The sequence below is a fragment of the Microcystis aeruginosa FD4 genome, from assembly GCF_009792235.1.
Classification (GTDB): domain Bacteria; phylum Cyanobacteriota; class Cyanobacteriia; order Cyanobacteriales; family Microcystaceae; genus Microcystis; species Microcystis viridis.
In genome coordinates, this window is the sequence record NZ_CP046973.1 from 3588779 (window position 1) to 3604729 (window position 15951).

The 15951-nt window shown below is 40.2% G+C and carries 17 protein-coding genes and 3 pseudogenes; 17 read left to right on the forward strand and 3 right to left on the reverse strand.

The features are described 5' to 3' along the window. Nucleotides 1–178: 178 nt before the first annotated feature. The 14 genes and pseudogenes from GQR42_RS30305 to GQR42_RS18015 form a co-directional block, all read left to right on the forward strand. Nucleotides 179–277: pseudogene (locus GQR42_RS30305) on the forward strand (type II restriction endonuclease); the annotation flags it as partial. A gap of 312 nt (nt 278–589) precedes the next feature. Next, nucleotides 590–805, forward strand: a pseudogene (locus GQR42_RS30080) (DUF7149 domain-containing protein); the annotation flags it as partial. Between the two features lie 77 nt (nt 806–882). Next, nucleotides 883–2070 (forward strand): RNA-guided endonuclease InsQ/TnpB family protein, encoded by a 1188-nt coding sequence (locus tag GQR42_RS17960; protein WP_158200989.1) that lies wholly within the window; start codon nt 883–885, stop codon nt 2068–2070. Continuing rightward, nucleotides 2027–5641, forward strand: coding sequence for a type IIG restriction enzyme/methyltransferase (locus GQR42_RS17965; RefSeq protein ID WP_233271061.1), 3615 nt, complete (start codon nt 2027–2029; stop codon nt 5639–5641). The genes GQR42_RS17960 and GQR42_RS17965 overlap by 44 nt, the downstream gene beginning before the upstream one ends. Nucleotides 5642–5763: 122 nt before the next feature. Continuing rightward, complete coding sequence (locus tag GQR42_RS17970) at nt 5764–5952, forward strand: hypothetical protein (protein ID WP_158200990.1); 189 nt, start codon at nt 5764–5766, stop codon at nt 5950–5952. Nucleotides 5953–6084: 132 nt separating this feature from the next. Further along, nucleotides 6085–6390, forward strand: a complete 306-nt coding sequence (locus GQR42_RS17975) for a DUF2281 domain-containing protein (RefSeq protein ID WP_158200991.1) — start codon at nt 6085–6087, stop codon at nt 6388–6390. Then, nucleotides 6387–6776, forward strand: coding sequence for a type II toxin-antitoxin system VapC family toxin (locus GQR42_RS17980; protein ID WP_158200992.1), 390 nt, complete (start codon nt 6387–6389; stop codon nt 6774–6776). The genes GQR42_RS17975 and GQR42_RS17980 overlap by 4 nt, the downstream gene beginning before the upstream one ends. A gap of 122 nt (nt 6777–6898) precedes the next feature. Further along, the gene (locus GQR42_RS17985; protein WP_158200993.1) at nt 6899–7147 is read left to right on the forward strand and encodes a DUF433 domain-containing protein; all 249 of its coding nucleotides are present in this window, start codon (nt 6899–6901) and stop codon (nt 7145–7147) included. Next, the gene (locus tag GQR42_RS17990) at nt 7144–7512 is read left to right on the forward strand and encodes a DUF5615 family PIN-like protein (RefSeq protein WP_158200994.1); all 369 of its coding nucleotides are present in this window, start codon (nt 7144–7146) and stop codon (nt 7510–7512) included. Before GQR42_RS17985 ends, GQR42_RS17990 begins: the two co-directional genes overlap by 4 nt. A gap of 221 nt (nt 7513–7733) precedes the next feature. Beyond that, entirely contained in the window at nt 7734–8075 is a 342-nt protein-coding gene (locus GQR42_RS17995; protein ID WP_233271062.1) for a DUF433 domain-containing protein, read from the forward strand. A 3-nt stretch (nt 8076–8078) separates the two neighbouring features. After that, complete coding sequence (locus tag GQR42_RS18000) at nt 8079–8423, forward strand: DUF5615 family PIN-like protein (protein WP_158200995.1); 345 nt, start codon at nt 8079–8081, stop codon at nt 8421–8423. Nucleotides 8424–8434: 11 nt separating this feature from the next. Beyond that, nucleotides 8435–8683, forward strand: coding sequence for a DUF433 domain-containing protein (locus GQR42_RS18005; protein WP_158200996.1), 249 nt, complete (start codon nt 8435–8437; stop codon nt 8681–8683). 155 nt (nt 8684–8838) lie between these two features. Beyond that, nucleotides 8839–9900: a CIA30 family protein gene (locus GQR42_RS18010; RefSeq protein WP_158200997.1), complete on the forward strand. Its 1062-nt coding sequence runs from the start codon at nt 8839–8841 to the stop codon at nt 9898–9900. Nucleotides 9901–9986: 86 nt separating this feature from the next. Beyond that, nucleotides 9987–10607 (forward strand): CPP1-like family protein, encoded by a 621-nt coding sequence (locus GQR42_RS18015; RefSeq protein ID WP_158200998.1) that lies wholly within the window; start codon nt 9987–9989, stop codon nt 10605–10607. Here GQR42_RS18015 and GQR42_RS18020 read toward each other — a convergent pair. After that, nucleotides 10604–11299 (reverse strand): HAD family hydrolase, encoded by a 696-nt coding sequence (locus tag GQR42_RS18020; protein WP_158200999.1) that lies wholly within the window; start codon nt 11297–11299, stop codon nt 10604–10606. The genes GQR42_RS18015 and GQR42_RS18020 overlap by 4 nt on opposite strands. A 59-nt stretch (nt 11300–11358) precedes the next feature. On the opposite strand from GQR42_RS18020, the gene GQR42_RS18025 reads away from it, so the two are divergent. Both GQR42_RS18025 and sds read left to right on the forward strand, forming a co-directional pair. Next, entirely contained in the window at nt 11359–11511 is a 153-nt protein-coding gene (locus GQR42_RS18025; RefSeq protein WP_158201000.1) for a hypothetical protein, read from the forward strand. A gap of 196 nt (nt 11512–11707) precedes the next feature. Continuing rightward, the gene (gene sds, locus GQR42_RS18030) at nt 11708–12679 is read left to right on the forward strand and encodes a solanesyl diphosphate synthase (RefSeq protein WP_158201001.1); all 972 of its coding nucleotides are present in this window, start codon (nt 11708–11710) and stop codon (nt 12677–12679) included. Here the strand turns inward: sds and GQR42_RS18035 are convergent. Continuing rightward, nucleotides 12676–13221, reverse strand: coding sequence for a hypothetical protein (locus tag GQR42_RS18035; RefSeq protein WP_158201002.1), 546 nt, complete (start codon nt 13219–13221; stop codon nt 12676–12678). The genes sds and GQR42_RS18035 overlap by 4 nt on opposite strands. A gap of 418 nt (nt 13222–13639) precedes the next feature. Here GQR42_RS18035 and cimA point away from each other — a divergent pair. Further along, nucleotides 13640–15281: pseudogene (cimA, locus tag GQR42_RS18040) on the forward strand (citramalate synthase). Nucleotides 15282–15429: 148 nt separating this feature from the next. On the opposite strand, the gene GQR42_RS18045 reads toward cimA, so the two are convergent. Beyond that, on the reverse strand, nt 15430–15924 hold the full coding sequence (locus GQR42_RS18045; protein ID WP_158201003.1) for a hypothetical protein: 495 nt from the start codon (nt 15922–15924) through the stop codon (nt 15430–15432). Nucleotides 15925–15951: the final 27 nt, after the last annotated feature.

A 15951-nucleotide genomic window follows, 5' to 3' on the forward strand; every position in this document is an offset into this window, starting at 1 on the left:
ATGGAGCTAAAATCGGCTCGATTTTTTTGCTCAAAACCCTTGACAAATCACGAGACTTGACATATACTTTATGTATAATGGGAATCCGTGCGCCCATATATATAGGGTTTTTGAGGGAAGATAAGAGAGAAAAAAATAGCCTGAAAAACCGGGTTGGGTAGGAATAGGGATATAAGGTATGAAGACGGAAAATTTCTCTCCCCGACAAGCATTAAACAAAACATTTCTGAGAGTCAAACCGAATCGGAGTCAGGTAGAGAAGTTTCAAAGTCACCTGACTTGAAAGAGGGTGTGGGGTGTGGGGTGTAGGAAAGGAAACCTCTTTCATCTGTGGGGGTGAAAATTTTTTCATCGGGACTGACTACAACTCTTGGGGAGTATCAACGAGACAGAATTCAAAGCTGACTGCTGATGGAGCTAAAATCGGCTCGATTTTTTTGCTCAAAACCCTTGACAAATGGCGAGACTTGACATATACTTTATGTATAATGGGAATCCGTGCGCCCATATATATAGGGTTTTTGAGCAAAGATAAGAGAGAAAAAAATAGCCTGAAAAACCGGGATGGGTAGGAATAGGGATATAAGGTATGAAGACGGAAAATTTCTCTCCCCGACAAGCATTAAACAAAACATTTCTGAGAGTCAAACCGAATCGGAGTCAGGTAGAGAAGTTTCAAAGTCACCTCAGACAACTCTTGGGAAGTATCAACGAGACAGAATCAGAGGAGTTCCATAAAAACCTGCTTGCAGACTTTCTCAAACACAGCTACTATAGTCCCCAACATTTCATCGAAAATTTGGGTCTGAAACCCCGTCGTTCTACGACGGCTTTACTGTTAAATATTAACACATTTACGAAATATATGCTAAAATGTGAGACATGGAAAAAGCCTACTCGTTTCGATTTTACCCCACACCCGAACAAGAGTCGCTATTGCGGCGCACTTTGGGCTGTGTAAGATTAGTTTACAATAAAGCTCTCCACGAACGAACACAAGCATGGTACGAAAGACAAGAAAGAGTAGGATATGCTCAAACTTCTTCAATGCTAACCGATTGGAAAAAACAAGAAGAATTAGACTTTCTCAATGAAGTAAGCTGTGTACCTTTGCAACAAGGGTTAAGACATTTACAAACAGCTTTTACTAACTTCTTTGCTGGTCGTACTAAGTATCCTAACTTTAAGAAAAAACATCAAGGAGGAAGTGCCGAATTTAGCAAATCTGCTTTTAAGTTCAAAGACAAACAAATCTATTTAGCCAAATGCACAGAACCTTTACCTATTCGATGGTCAAGACAAATACCAGAAGCTTGTGAACCAAGCACAGTAACAGTCAGATTACATCCCTCAGGACGCTGGCATATCTCAATTAGATTTGATGACCCAAGGATTAAGCCATTACCAGTAACAGATAAAGCCATCGGAATTGACTTAGGAATTAGTAGCCTCGTGATTACCAGCGACGGCGATAAAGTATCTAATCCTAAGCATTTTAAAAAGCATTATCAGAGACTGCGAAAGGCCCAAAAAAGCCTTTCTAGAAAACAGAAAGGCTCAAAGAATCGAGAAAAGGCGAGAATCAAAGTAGCTAGGATTCACGCTCAAATTACTGATAGTAGAAAAGACCATTTACATAAGCTAACCACTCAATTAGTTCGTGAAAACCAAACGATTGTGGTTGAGAATTTAGCCGTCAAGAATATGGTCAAAAACCCGAAATTATCTCAGGCAATATCTGACGTTAGTTGGGGAGAAATAACTCGACAATTAGCCTATAAATGCCGTTGGTATGGGAGAAATTACATCGAAGTAGATAGATGGTTTCCCAGTTCTAAGCGGTGTAGTAATTGTGGGTATATTGCTGAGAAGATGCCGTTAAATGTTCGAGAGTGGGATTGTCCAGACTGTGGGACGCACCATGACCGAGATATTAACGCTAGTAAAAACATTTTGGCCGCAGGACTTGCGGTGTCAGTCTGTAGAGCGACCATAAGACCAGAACAGAGTAAATCTGTTAAGGCAGGTGCGGAACCCCGCAAGGGAAAGAAGCAGAAACCTAAATCGTGAGGTTTGGGAATCACCGTCCGTTTACGGCGGTGAGGATGTCAACCATAATGGGAAAGAGTCGCGGGATTCCGTGGGGGTAATACTGGAAGTCAAGAAACCCAGCAATAAAAGCGAGATGCTGCGGAGAGACAAACTCAACTGTAAAGCATTACAGGAATTACTCCTCTACTTCCTACGGGAAAGAATAACCGAGAAAAACCTAGAGATAAAACACCTGATTGCAACCAATATATATGAGTGGTTTATCTTCGACGGGAATGTCTTCGAGAGACTATTCGCACAAAATCAGGAACTTGTCAGACAGTTTAATGACTTTGAGACGGGGAGACTAACGGGAAAAACCACCGACTTCTTCTACAAACAGATAGGAGAACCTTTTCTTGACTCAATACTGGATTCCCTGACATATACCTATTTTGACTTGCGGGAATACTCCCAAACCATCGGGGAGGATGAACATCAGCTAATCAGTCTCTATAAAATCTTTTCTCCCGAACACCTCTTAAAACTCCCCTTTGCGAACGATAGCAACAGTCTCGACAAGAACTTTTATAGTGAACTACTGCATATCAACGGGTTGACAGAGATAAAAGAGGGAGGGAAAAAACTCATCCAACGTCTGCAACCAGCAGCGCGTCAACCCGGTTCGCTGCTAGAGAACGCTATCAGTCAAGTGGACAGTTTAGATAAAATCTCTCGTTTACCCAATCCCGAAGAATTTGGGGAGACGGAGGAGGAGAGACTATTTAATATCGGTTTAGAGTTGGGGATAACCTGGATAAATAGAATCCTGTTCCTGAAGCTATTGGAAGCGCAGATAATTCGGTATCATCGGGGGGATAAGTCCTTAGGGTTTCTCAATTTAAGCAAAGTTGCCAACTATGACGACTTAAATCGGTTATTTTTCAGCGTCTTAGCAAAAAAACAGTCAGAAAGAAGCAAAGACATCCAGAATATCTATACTCAGGTTCCCTATCTCAACAGTTCTCTATTTGAACCGACGGAATTAGAACAATCAACCATAGTTATCAGTAACCTGCGTTCGGAGAATATAGAGATTTTTGTGGGAACAGTCTTAAAGGATAGTCAGGGGAAAAAGCGAACAGGAGAAATCAACGCTTTAGCATACCTATTCGAGTTTCTCAACGCCTACGATTTTAGCAGCGAAGGTGGGGAAGCGATACAGGAAGACAATAAGACTCTTATCAATGCGTCAGTGTTGGGATTAATCTTTGAGAAAATCAACGGATATAAGGATGGTTCCTTTTTCACCCCCGGTTTCATCACTATGTATATGTGTCGGGAAACGATTCGACGCGCAGTGATAGAGAAATTTAACCAGAGTCAGGGATGGGATTGTCAGAGTATCGAGGATGTATATAACCGCATCAAAGATAAAACGGCAGCCAATGATATTATTAATAGTCTCAAAATTTGTGATCCTGCGGTGGGTTCGGGACATTTTCTCGTCTCTGGGTTGAATGAGATAATCGCGATTAAGAGTGAGTTACAGATTTTAGTGGATAAAGAGGGTAAAACTCTCAGGGATTATCGGGTTGAGGTGGTGAACGATGAGTTAATCGTCACCGATGATGACGGGAATATATTTGAATATAATCCCCGCAACCGAGAAAGTCAGCGCGTACAGGAGACTTTATTTCAGGAAAAACAGCGTCTGATTGAGGGTTGTCTGTTTGGAGTCGATATCAATCCCAACTCGGTGAAAATCTGTCGGTTGCGTTTATGGATTGAGTTACTCAAGAATGCTTACTACAAAGCAGATAACCAGTTAGAGACGCTACCGAATATCGATATTAATATCAAGGTTGGCAATTCTCTGATTAGTCGGTTTGGGTTATCCAATGATTTACAAATCTTTTCCCGCAAAAGTCGTTTAAGTATCGAGAGTTATAAGGATGCGGTGAGAGTCTATCGCAATGCGGAAGATAAGTCGCAAAAGCGCGAGATGGAAAGATTGATAGAGGAGATTAAGGGTAGTTTCCGTCAGACTTTGCAGGGAGATAATCCCCAGAAAAAGCGCTTGCGCGGTTTGGAAACGGATTTATATAGTCTGGAGAATCAAATTTTGTTATTTGAGGAGTCAGCTAAGGAAAGGAAAGCGCGGGAAAAGAAGATTAGTCAGTTAAGGAATGAGATTGATAAGTTACGTCTGGAAATCGAGGAGATTGAGAGTGGTAAGATTTATCATCATGCTTTTGAATGGCGCTTTGAGTTCCCCGAAGTTCTAGACGATAAGGGGAATTTTCTCGGTTTTGATGTGGTGATTGGCAATCCTCCTTGGGGAGCAAAAATAGATAATAAACATCTAAACAAAATAAAAGAGAAAAATTCAGATATTATCGTGAGAATGATAGATTCTTTCATGTTTTTTGTTAATTTGACATTCTCCCTTAAATCGCAATATGGTCTTATCTGTCAAATTATCCCCGATGTTATTCTCTATCAAGTTGATAATGAAAAATTACGAGAGAAAATTTTTAAAAACCACCAATTAGAGATAGCTTTTAATCTGGGAGATAGAATTTTTGAAGATGTTGCTAGACCATGTTGCATTATACTTCTGACATCGAAATTTACTAATATATCTTGGGTAGGAGAATATCAAAAATCTTCTGATGATAGTGTTAATAGTCTCAGTCACAATTTATTAATACCAATAGAGACATCTTTTTTAAAAACAATTCCTAATCAAGTCATTACTACTAAAAACCTAATTGGATACAAAATTATCAATAGATATAAGAAAATTAAACTTAGAGACTTAATAGATCAAGATGGAATTCAAAGAGGAGTCAGTCCTGATTTAAAAGAAGCTTTTATTGTTGATGAAAATATTGTCGATAACTTTGGTCTAGAAAAAAACTTCATTTTTCCTACTATCACTGGTGGGAGAGATATAAATCAATATTTAGTACAAGATATTGGCAAAAAAATTATCTATACAAAAAAAACAGACAATCCTCAGTCAATATCCCAAATAATTAAATATTTACAATCTTTTAGAGATAAAATAACTTGTGTAGAAGTAAAAGAAAATAAACATCCTTTTTGGTCTTTGCATCGTCCCAGAAATCAGGAAATTTTTCTAAAATCAGAAAAAATTATTGGTGTGATTACTGGAGATAAAATTATTGTTGCTTTGGATAATAATCAAATATTTCCAACGGATGGACTATATTTAATGTCCAGCAATCAAGAAAAATGCTCTAATAAATTTTTATTGGGAATTTTAAACTCCAAACTGCTGACTTACTTTTATCGATTGCTTTCAATGGAAACTAATCGAACATTAGCCCAAATTAAGCCAACAATTTTACAGGAATTACCTATTGAAATATCTGATAAAATTTTGGTTAAGAAGATCGAAATTAAAATTGATCAAATTCTCACGGCTAAAAAATCTAATCCTAAAGCGGACACAAGCGAATTAGAAAAAGAGATTGATAACTTAGTTTACAAACTTTATCAACTCACCTATGATGAAGTAAAAATAATTGATCCAGAATTTACAATAACAGAGAAAGAATATGAAGCAATTAAAATAGAGTAGTAGGGAAAACAAAATGAAAACAAGAATAAAAACATCTGGGTCTAGTGTGGTTTTTATTTATTCAGGGAAGGGGAATCTGCATCACATATATATTATAAATGTTGAATTAATAGACTCAAAACATGGAAAAAACTGTTAATAAAATCTCTCTAAAACAACAAACTAGCGACTTTCACTATTGGCAAAAACAAACACCCAAAAAAAGACTAGAAGCACTAGAACAAATCCGCCAAGAATATCACCAATACAAATATAATGCTCAACCAAGATTTCAAAGAGTTTATACAATTATTAAACGACAACCAAGTTAAATATCTGGTTATCGGTGGTTATGCTGTTGCAGTTTATGGACATCCATGCTATACTAAAGATATTGATATTTGGATAGAATCAAGCTTGTAATATAAAAAAATGGCAGCAAAAAATACAATAGGAGCCAACCCATGTCAGAGAGAGAAAAACTAATTGAAGAACTCGATCAATCCCCAGATTTTTTAGTTCACGAAGTTTTAAACTTCCTGTTATTCATCAAAGCTCGCACTGCTGAAATTTCCCAACAAGAATCTCTTGAAAAAACTCAAGAATCGAATATTCCAGATTTTTTAAGCTTCATCGATCAAATAAATTCTGAAACACCAAAAACTAAAAAACTACGTCCATTTGGTTTGTGTGCGGGAGAATTTGTTGTTCCCGAAGACTTTGATGCACCACTCCAGGAAGAAATTTTAAATGCCTTTGAAGGAAAATGAAAATTTTACTAGACACACATTTTTTTTTATGGTTTATCAGTGGAGATCAACGACTTCCCACAGATATGCAAGCAATGATTCAAGACCTAGATAACGAAATTTATCTAAGTGTTGTGTCAACTTGGGAAGCAATTGTTAAATATCAGTTAGGTAAATTACCATTACCAGAATCACCTGCAACCTATTTCCCGAGACACTGTGATCGGCATCAAATTCTGAATCTTGACCTCGATCAAGCTAGTGTAAGTCAACTAGCTAATCTTCCATCTTTACATCGTGATCCTTTTGACAGAATGCTGATTTGTCAAGCCTTACAAAACGATATAGCGATCGCAACAGTAGATGGAGCCGTTAAAGCTTATCCAATCAATTTACTTGAACCATGATCAACTTATAAAAAAAGCGATTGATCACTTAGTTTATAAACTCTATCAACTCACCTATAATGAAGTGAAAATCATTGATCCAGAATATAAAGCCATTAAAATAGAGTAGTAGGGAAAACAAAATGAAAACAATAGCAGGATTAGATCGCATTACCTTTGACCCTAAAATTATGGCAGGTCAAGCTTGTATTCGTGGAATGCGGATACCCGTATCAGTGATCATTAACCTCATCGCCAATGGCTTATCAACAACTGAGATAATTGAAGACTATCCCTATCTCGAACCAGAAGACATCCAACAAGCTTTAAGATATGCAGCTTGGCTAACCCAAGAGCGCGTCATCTTTTGGCAAAACACCCAAGCAGTATGAAGTTTTTAGGTGATATGGGTATCTCTCCCCGCACAATTGCACTTTTGAGAGAACAAGGCTATGACGCAATCCACCTGATTGAAGAAAACCTAGAAAAGATGACAGACCAAAATATTTTAGACAAAGCTCGTCAAGAAGAAAGAATATTACTTACAGTAGATTTAGACTTTGCTCAACTATTAGCAATTAGTGGCGACAGCTTACCCAGTGTTATTTTATTTCGTCTAGGGAATGTAAGCCGAGAAGTTGTGAACCGTCGCTTGTTAGCCATCTTAAATGACCATGCCACAGAACTTACTAATGGTCTAATCATCTCTGTAACTGATGTTTCAATTCGACTTAGGCACTTACCCATTCAACCATGAAAATTTTACTAAAAACACATATTTTTTTATGGTTTATCAGTGGAGATAAACGACAATGACAGAGGAGGAATATGAAGCGATTAAAATAGAGTAGTAAGGAAAACAAAATGAAAACAAGAATTAAAAACTCTGTGTCTGGTGTAGTTTTGATTAGGGTTATTTACCTGACATAAGCTAAATAAAATCAAACAACAAATTGATTAACATCTCAACCAAAAAACATGAAAGCAGTTAAAGCAATGGCAACCATTAACGAACAAGGACAAATCACCCTAGATAGTCCGCTAATGAATAACAAAAATAGTCGAGTAGAAATTATCATCCTCATCCCAGAATTAGCAATTGATAAAACATTAAATGTATGTGGTGGTGATGCTTGTATCCGTAATACCAGAATCCCGGTTTGGCTATTAGTCAGCTACCAACAACAAGGACTGAGCGACGCAAAAATATTAGAGGCATATCCCACCCTAAACGCGGTTGATCTGGCAAATGCTTGGAGATATGCCGAAAATCATCCCCAAGAAATTGCCAAAGCAATCCTGGAAAACGAGGCTGATTAGACAATGGTAAAACTCTATGCAGATGAGCAATTTCCCTTACCTGTTATCAGAATTTTGCGTTCCTTAGGATATGACATCTTGACAGTACAAGAGGCAGGAAAAGCAGAGCAAAAAATTCCAGATTCTGAAGTTCTGCACTATGCAATTAGCCTTAATCGAGCCGTATTAACTATGAATCGCCGAGATTTTATTCGTTTACACGCTCAAACATCTCAACATCAAGGCATTGTGATTTGTAGAAGTAGCATTAACTGGGAAAAAATTGCCCAAGCTATAGACAATCATCTTTCTCAATTTGAAACTATAGAAGGACAACTGATTAGAATTAAATTACCTAACATAAGCTGAATAAGAAAACGATGAAAACCACCAACCCACTACTACATCGAATTACTCAAACTGCTGGACAATGTGGCGGTCGTCCTTGTATTCGTGGAATGCGGATCTGGGTCACAGACATATTAGAAATGCTGGCTGAAAACGTCAGCATCACTGAAATTTTAGAAGACTTTCCCGATTTAGAACTAGCCGACATTCAAGCTTGTCTAATCTTTGCCGCACGTCGTACAGACTCTCCCAGACTAAAGAATCTCAACCAAAATGCTTGACAAAAGCCAAGACTTGACTTATACTTATTATATAATGGGAATCCGTGCCTAAATATATATAGGGGTTTTCAGAGAAATTAACGAGCGTTTGCGGCAAGGATTAAAGCTGGTTTGGTTAGACTAACTTGATCAGTCCCTTTGAGGAGAGAAAAGTTATGGCTGAGTCAAAAAGCTGGGATTTTCAGAGATTTTGGCAAACTCTAGACTATTTTGATAGTATTCCCCTATGGAGTTGTCTGCAAAAGCGGCTCGGTTTCGGGGAAGATAAAAAAAATCAGCTAACAAATGAGCCAGGGATGAAGACTATATTAGTCATTGGTGGGGAAAATGCGATCGGTAGAAAGGTAATCCCGCAACTACAGCAGCAAAACTATCAAATTCGCGCTTTAGTCGATAATATCGAGTCTGCACGTCAATTATTGGCTGAAAATGTCGATTTATTTGCTCTGCAAACCCCGCAATTATTCACAGGGATTGAGAGAATTATCTACTGTCAAGGGGAGAATAACCGCCATAGTTTAGCTAATCTACTCGATTTATTGAAAAATACGGGGATAAACGCCGAAAAAACCCTCTTTGACTTTAGCAATCCCAGCAGTGATATAAAAGAAATCTGGGGTGCGGTGGATGATGTGGTAATGGGAGGAGTGAGTGAGAGTCAGATAACCCTAACCGGAGGACGAGCGCTCTTTTCCGGTATCGTTAGAACCGAAAATAACGGCGGTTTTGCCTCAGTTCGTACCAGAAACCTGAATCCTCCCCTAAATTTATCTAACTACGAGGGAATAGAATTACAGGTAGAAGGGGACGGAAAACGCTATAAATTAATTCTGCGTTGTGAGGGACGTTGGGACGGCATCGGTTACTGTTATTCTTTTGATACACTTGATCGCATCCTGCAAAAGATTTCTATTCCCTTTGGCGATTTAATCCCAGTGCTGCGGGCCAAAACGATGGGAGATGCAGCACCCTTTGATAGCAGTAGCGTCTATGCTTTGCAGTTAATGCAGAGTAAATTCGAGTACGATGGGGCCTTAAATCCCCGTTTCTCCCCGGGGTTATTTGCTTTAGAAATTGTCACAATTAAAGCCTACGGTGGCAAAAACCGCTTAATTATCGTTAAAGAAGGAGAAATCGCCGAAAAAAGCCTTTTAGATGCCAGTGGTTATCCCTACGAAGCGATCGATTCTGCCGAGATTTTCGCTAAACTTAATTAATTTAAAAAAGCTTGCATCTCAAGTTACACAACAGAACATCGGGTTAAGATCATGACTATCGGGAGCATAATTAAGGAGGTATGTTCATGAATGGACAGAATCCCTACGAACAACTTGGGGTTACTGAAGAATCGTCTTTTGAAGAAATTCAAGAGGCCAAACAAAGACTGGTGCAACAGTATCAGAATGATAGCAAAATTGTCGAATCGATCGAGGCGGCCTACGATTCCGTCCTCATGGATCGACTGCGGATGCGACAGGAAGGTAGGATTAAAGTACCCGATCGCATTCGTTTTCCTGAACGTCTGACGATTCCGGTGGAAAGTAAACCGGTTACTAGCAGCAAATCTCCTAACTGGTGGCGAAGCTTAATCGATACACCTTCTGCACAGGATATCGGTGTACCAGCAGTGATTTACGCTTGTTTAGGAGCAATAACCCTGTTAGTTCCCGATCCCAGTGGCTCCCTTTTACCGCTGCTCTTAGCTTTTGGCGTTTTCGTTAATATCTATTTTTTCAACCGCAAAGAAAAACGTTTTGGCCGCGCCTTACTATTCACTCTCGCTGGTTTAGTGCTAGGAGTCGCTCTGGGAGCGGGATTAGCCAGTTTAGCGGCCAAGGCTGATTTGAATATTTTCGGCGATCGCCAAATTTATGCGCTCGTCACTTTTGTGATCTTTTGGGTGATTAGTAGTTTTTTCCGTTAACCAATCGCTCGCAGCGAGCTTAAGATCACGTCCACTGCTTCGCCAAGGTTATTGACGATATAATCAGGCTCGTAGCTTTCTAAACGGGAACGGCTGCGAATCCCCGATAATACGCCAATAACCTTAATATTTTGGCTCTTAGCCGCGGCAATATCCGCTTCCGTATCCCCCACCATCCAAGTATCGGCAGCCGCCGGCAGCTCCTTAGCGGCCTTAGCCATAAGTAGGGTTTTGTCGCGTACGTCGTTGGTTTTGGTGTAATTATTATTTAGACAATAACGACGATTAGCGGCGAAAAAACGACCGATATCGTGGCGATTAAAGGCATGATCTAGCTCAGATACCCGCCGCATCGTCATCACGACTAAATCGATCTTTAACTCTTGGATTTTCTGGAGAGTTTCCAAAGAACCAACCACCGGGCGATCGTGGACAAGATAGGGTAAAGTATGAACAGTTTGACGACGAAGATGGGCAAATTTACGGGACTGATCTTCATCTAATCCTGACATTTCCCCGATACGCTTCTCAGAAACCTGATCCCGTTTTAACTGCCAGAACTCCGCTTTCGATAATTCCCCAATAATTTGACCTTTATAGGCGGTTTTCTGTAAACAGTATTGATAAACCTGGTAATATCGCTCCGATACGTCCATTATCGGTCCGTCAAAGTCGCTAATTAGTCTCAACATCGTTCTAATACTTCTCGCTTTATTAATTTTTATATACAAGTTACCCTAGAGTCTTGACAATGACAAGAGTTTTGTCAGGAAAAAAATTAGGGAAGTGGGGTGTGGGGTGTGGGGTGTGGGGAGGTGAGGAAGTGGGGAAGTGGGGAAGTGGGGTGTGGGGTGTGGGGAGGTGGGGAAGTGGGGAAATTTCAACTAAAACCCTAAAACCCTAAAACCCTAAAACCCCAACCCCTAAAACCCCAACCCCTAAAACCCTAAAACCCCAACCCCTCACTGATTACTGATTACTGATCACTGATCACTGATCACTGATCACTGATGCTTCCCCTTCCCTAGTCTGGACGGTTAGCTTAAAATAAATATAAGGATATGTAAACTTTCGTAACTATCTCGCCAATTGGCTAACCAATGATCCCAACAACTTCTTTATTCGCACCCGTTGACGATGATCTCCGTCTTTTGACCGATAACTTAAAAAATCTCGTCGGCGCTCGTCATCCCATTTTAGCGGCGGCAGCAGAACATTTGTTCGAGGCCGGTGGTAAACGCGTTCGACCGGCGATCGTGTTGCTGGTATCTCGCGCTACCATGTTAGAGCGGGATATTACTCCCCGTCATCGTCGATTAGCGGAAATCACGGAGATGATCCACACTGCCAGTCTCGTCCATGATGATGTGGTAGATGAGGCGGAATTGCGGCGCAGTGTTCCCACCGTTAACAGTTTATTTGACAATCGCGTGGCGGTTTTAGCGGGGGATTTCCTTTTCGCTCAATCCTCTTGGTATCTAGCTAATTTAGATAATTTAGAAGTGGTAAAATTGCTCTCGGAAGTGATTCGCGATTTTGCTGAAGGGGAAATTCAACAGGGAATTAATCGCTTTGATACCAGTATCTCCCTGGAAGCTTATCTAGAAAAAAGTTACTACAAAACTGCTTCTTTAATTGCCAACAGTGCCAAAGCAGCTGGGGTATTAAGCGAGCAATCCGCTGAAGTTAATCGTCATTTATATAATTATGGTCGTGATCTAGGATTAGCTTTTCAAATCGTCGATGATATTCTCGATTTTACCTCTCCCACGGAAGTATTAGGAAAACCCTCTGGCTCCGATTTGATCAGTGGTAATATCACTGCTCCCGCTCTCTTTGCCATGGAGGAAAATCCCTATATAGAAGTTTTAATTGAACGGGAATTTAGTCAGGAAGGAGACATCGAAAAAGCTCTTGATTTTATTCACTCTAGCCAAGGTATTCCTCGCTCAAAAGAATTAGCCGATCAGTATGGACAAAGTGCCTTAAAACACCTTGACTGTTTAGCTTCTTCTCCCTCAAAAGATGTGTTAATCGAGCTAGTGGATTACGTTTTGAGCCGAATTTATTAGGGAATAATAGTTCTCGCCGTAGCAATAGTCCAAGCATCGACTAATAATAAAAATAGGGTGAGAGTAAAGAGAATTCCATACATCCAAGGCTGAGAAAGGGGGCGAATATCAGTCATATCCAAGTTAGTTTTTTCCTCGATTATTTTGACCATGCGATTAAATCCCACTACTCGCATCGGCAATAAATAGGCTTTTTCTGAAGAGCGATCAAGGAAATAATAAACTAAACCACCCTGTCCTGTACTGCGACATTTAAGTTCTTTTATATCTGTCCAATTTAACCACCAACCAGAGCGAAGAAAAGCGGGAAACCATTGGGGATAGGTAACTTGTATCCCTGTCTCTGATAAAATCACTCTTTCACTTAAAGCTCCGTATAAAGCGATTAATCCTAAGCTAATTCCTACCCAAAGAAAATTGGGACTAACGGGGGAATTAGTGACTTTTGCTAAAAAGGGTAAGGGGATGGTTAACGCCACATATAAACTTAATAAAGTTACCCTAATTATTGGTGATATCCGAAAAGTTATTGTCTCGTTCATTTGATAACCTTAATCAGTAAACAGTAAACAGTAATCAGTAAACAGTAATCAGTAATCAGTAATCAGTGAAAAGAAGGCTGCGAACTTGCCACCTAATAAGCTGTTGACTATCTAAATTACTCGTTGAGACTGCACCAGAGTTGGGAGCAGGGAGCAGGGAGAGGAAGTTTGAGCATTTGTACTAAAATCTCCAATAGGCAGTTTAAATTCAGTACAGCTTACTTTACACTTTAATACTTAATACTGTTCACTGAAAACTCAAAACTGATAACTGATAACTGATAACTGATAACTGAACGGAGATTTTCACCTCGATCGCCGGTGATTGTTTGACCGTAAACTGTTATTCTAGGCATTAGGGGCGTGATTTTAAGTCGCTACAGTTATTAATTAATATTAACACCTATTGACTATTTCTATGAACAATGGTAAGCGCATTTGGGTCTATGACACTACTCTCCGGGATGGGGCCCAGCGAGAAGGTATTTCCCTCTCCCTGGAAGACAAAATTAAAATCGCCAGGGAATTAGATCGGATGGGTATTCCTTTTATCGAAGGCGGTTGGCCTGGCGCAAACCCTAGAGACGGTCAATTTTTCTGGAAAATGTACGAAGAACCCCTAAAACAAGCAGAATTAGTCGCTTTTTGTTCCACTCGTCGCCCCCATATCGAGGCCCGGGAAGATCCGATGTTAACCGCCATTCTCGCCGCTAGAACCCGTTGGGTGACAATTTTCGGCAAATCTTGGGATCTGCACGTCACAGAGGGCTTAAAAACCAGTCTGGAGGAAAATTTAGCCATGATAGGAGATACGATCGAGTATCTACGCTGTCAGGGAAGACGAGTCATTTATGATGCCGAACATTGGTTTGATGGTTACAAAAATAACCCCGAATACGCCCTTTTAACCCTGAAAACCGCTAGGGATGCCGGGGCTGAATGGTTAGTTTTCTGTGATACCAACGGCGGCACTTTACCCCAAGAAATCGCCCCTATTGTGGAGAAAGTGCGGGAGCAATTGGGCATCGATTCCCGATGAGGAAAATGCGCCTCAATTAGGCATCCATGCTCATAATGACGCAGGAACCGCCGTAGCTAACTCTTTAGCGGCAGTTAACGAGGGCGCACGCATGATTCAAGGCACAATTAATGGTTATGGGGAACGCTGCGGCAATGCCAATTTATGTACTTTAATTCCCAATCTTCAGTTAAAAATGGGATTTTCTTGCCTAGAAGAAAATCAATTAGGCCGATTGACGGGAACTAGCCGGAAAATCAGCGAAATGGTCAATTTAGCCCCAGATGATCATGCTCCCTTCGTCGGACGTTCCGCTTTTGCCCATAAAGGCGGAATTCACGTTTCTGCGGTGGCGAAAAATCCCCTCACCTACGAACATATTAACCCAGAAGCGATCGGTAATCAGCGCCGCATCGTCATTTCTGACCAATCGGGGTTAAGTAATGTCTTAGCGAAAGCGCGTAGTTTTGGCATCGATTTAAATAAAGATGATCCCACCTGTCGGCAAATTTTGGAACGTTTAAAAATCTTGGAAAGTGAGGGTTATCAATTTGAGGCAGCCGAAGCTAGTTTTGAGTTATTAATGCGGGAAGCTTTGGCACAGAGAAGCCACCTTTTTGAATTAAAAGGATTCCAAGTTTATTGTGATATGCTCCGGGATAGTGGTAATGCGATCGCTACAATTAAAGTACGGGTAAAAGAGGAAGATTTATTAGAAGTGGCCGAGGGTAACGGGCCTGTGGCTGCTTTAGATCTGGCTTTAAGAAAGGCTTTAGTCAAATTCTATCCCGAAATTGCTAATTTTCACCTGACCGATTATAAAGTGAGAATCCTCGATAGTGGTTCGGGGACGGCAGCGAAAACTAGGGTTTTAATCGAGTCGAGTAACGGTCAACAAAGATGGACTACTGTGGGAGTGTCTAGTAATATTTTGGAAGCTTCCTATCAAGCAGTAGTAGAAGGAATTGAATACGGTTTATATCTGCTGCAAAACAATAAACTAGAATTATCGGGTCAATTTTGTCCTTTGGGGATAATTTAAGCAACAGTAATCAGTAATCAGTTATCAGTTATCAGTGAGGGTTTGGGGTTTTAGGGTTTTAGGGTTTTGGGGTATTAGTTGAAATTTCCCCACTTCCCCACTTTCCCACACCCCACACCCTGTTCCCCTTTCTAGGATTAAATAACCCCTAGGATAATAATCTAGTGACCAAAGAATTTTGCCAACGACGAGCCAAGGCCCGCAGATACATATTAACGGGAAACTGATAATATTCGACAATTAACCAGAGTAAACAAATAGCATGGCAAATAAAGGTTAAAATCGACCAAAATAGAGGCACCCATGACAAAGGACTCCCCTCGACTGGAGGAAAAAGATAGGCTCCCGTAGTCACAATTGCTGTGGGAAAAATCACAAATCCCAAACCGATAATTAAGTAAAAACCTGCTATCTCCATTCCTTCTCTCGGTAAACCCTGCCAATACTTACCATTCCAATACCAAGTTAAGGGTAATTGACTATCGGCCATTTTTAAAACCTGTTGTTCTAAATTAGCAGTAAAAATGTGTTGACAAAAGTTACAAGCATAGGCTTCCATGAGTGGTAAAGTGGCGATTTTACCATGGCGACAGACGGGACAAGAATAGGTATCGTGATAGTTTAATCGGGTTGGCTCGGTCATGGTAATGTGAGTACGAGTAAAAAAGGC

Excerpts from the sequence above, each read along its gene's own strand:
- GQR42_RS17960 (WP_158200989.1), top strand. The coding sequence starts at position 883 with ATGGAAAAAGCCTACTCGTTTCGATTTTACCCCACACCCGAACAAGAG.
- GQR42_RS17970 (WP_158200990.1), top strand. The coding sequence starts at position 5,764 with ATGGAAAAAACTGTTAATAAAATCTCTCTAAAACAACAAACTAGCGAC.
- GQR42_RS17975 (WP_158200991.1), top strand. The coding sequence starts at position 6,085 with ATGTCAGAGAGAGAAAAACTAATTGAAGAACTCGATCAATCCCCAGAT.
- GQR42_RS17980 (WP_158200992.1), top strand. The coding sequence starts at position 6,387 with ATGAAAATTTTACTAGACACACATTTTTTTTTATGGTTTATCAGTGGA.
- GQR42_RS17985 (WP_158200993.1), top strand. The coding sequence starts at position 6,899 with ATGAAAACAATAGCAGGATTAGATCGCATTACCTTTGACCCTAAAATT.
- GQR42_RS17990 (WP_158200994.1), top strand. The coding sequence starts at position 7,144 with ATGAAGTTTTTAGGTGATATGGGTATCTCTCCCCGCACAATTGCACTT.
- GQR42_RS17995 (WP_233271062.1), top strand. The coding sequence starts at position 7,734 with ATGAAAGCAGTTAAAGCAATGGCAACCATTAACGAACAAGGACAAATC.
- GQR42_RS18000 (WP_158200995.1), top strand. The coding sequence starts at position 8,079 with ATGGTAAAACTCTATGCAGATGAGCAATTTCCCTTACCTGTTATCAGA.
- GQR42_RS18005 (WP_158200996.1), top strand. The coding sequence starts at position 8,435 with ATGAAAACCACCAACCCACTACTACATCGAATTACTCAAACTGCTGGA.
- GQR42_RS18010 (WP_158200997.1), top strand. The coding sequence starts at position 8,839 with ATGGCTGAGTCAAAAAGCTGGGATTTTCAGAGATTTTGGCAAACTCTA.
- GQR42_RS18015 (WP_158200998.1), top strand. The coding sequence starts at position 9,987 with ATGAATGGACAGAATCCCTACGAACAACTTGGGGTTACTGAAGAATCG.
- GQR42_RS18020 (WP_158200999.1), bottom strand. The coding sequence starts at position 11,299 with ATGTTGAGACTAATTAGCGACTTTGACGGACCGATAATGGACGTATCG.
- GQR42_RS18025 (WP_158201000.1), top strand. The coding sequence starts at position 11,359 with ATGACAAGAGTTTTGTCAGGAAAAAAATTAGGGAAGTGGGGTGTGGGG.
- sds (WP_158201001.1), top strand. The coding sequence starts at position 11,708 with ATGATCCCAACAACTTCTTTATTCGCACCCGTTGACGATGATCTCCGT.
- GQR42_RS18035 (WP_158201002.1), bottom strand. The coding sequence starts at position 13,221 with ATGAACGAGACAATAACTTTTCGGATATCACCAATAATTAGGGTAACT.
- GQR42_RS18045 (WP_158201003.1), bottom strand. The coding sequence starts at position 15,924 with ATGACCGAGCCAACCCGATTAAACTATCACGATACCTATTCTTGTCCC.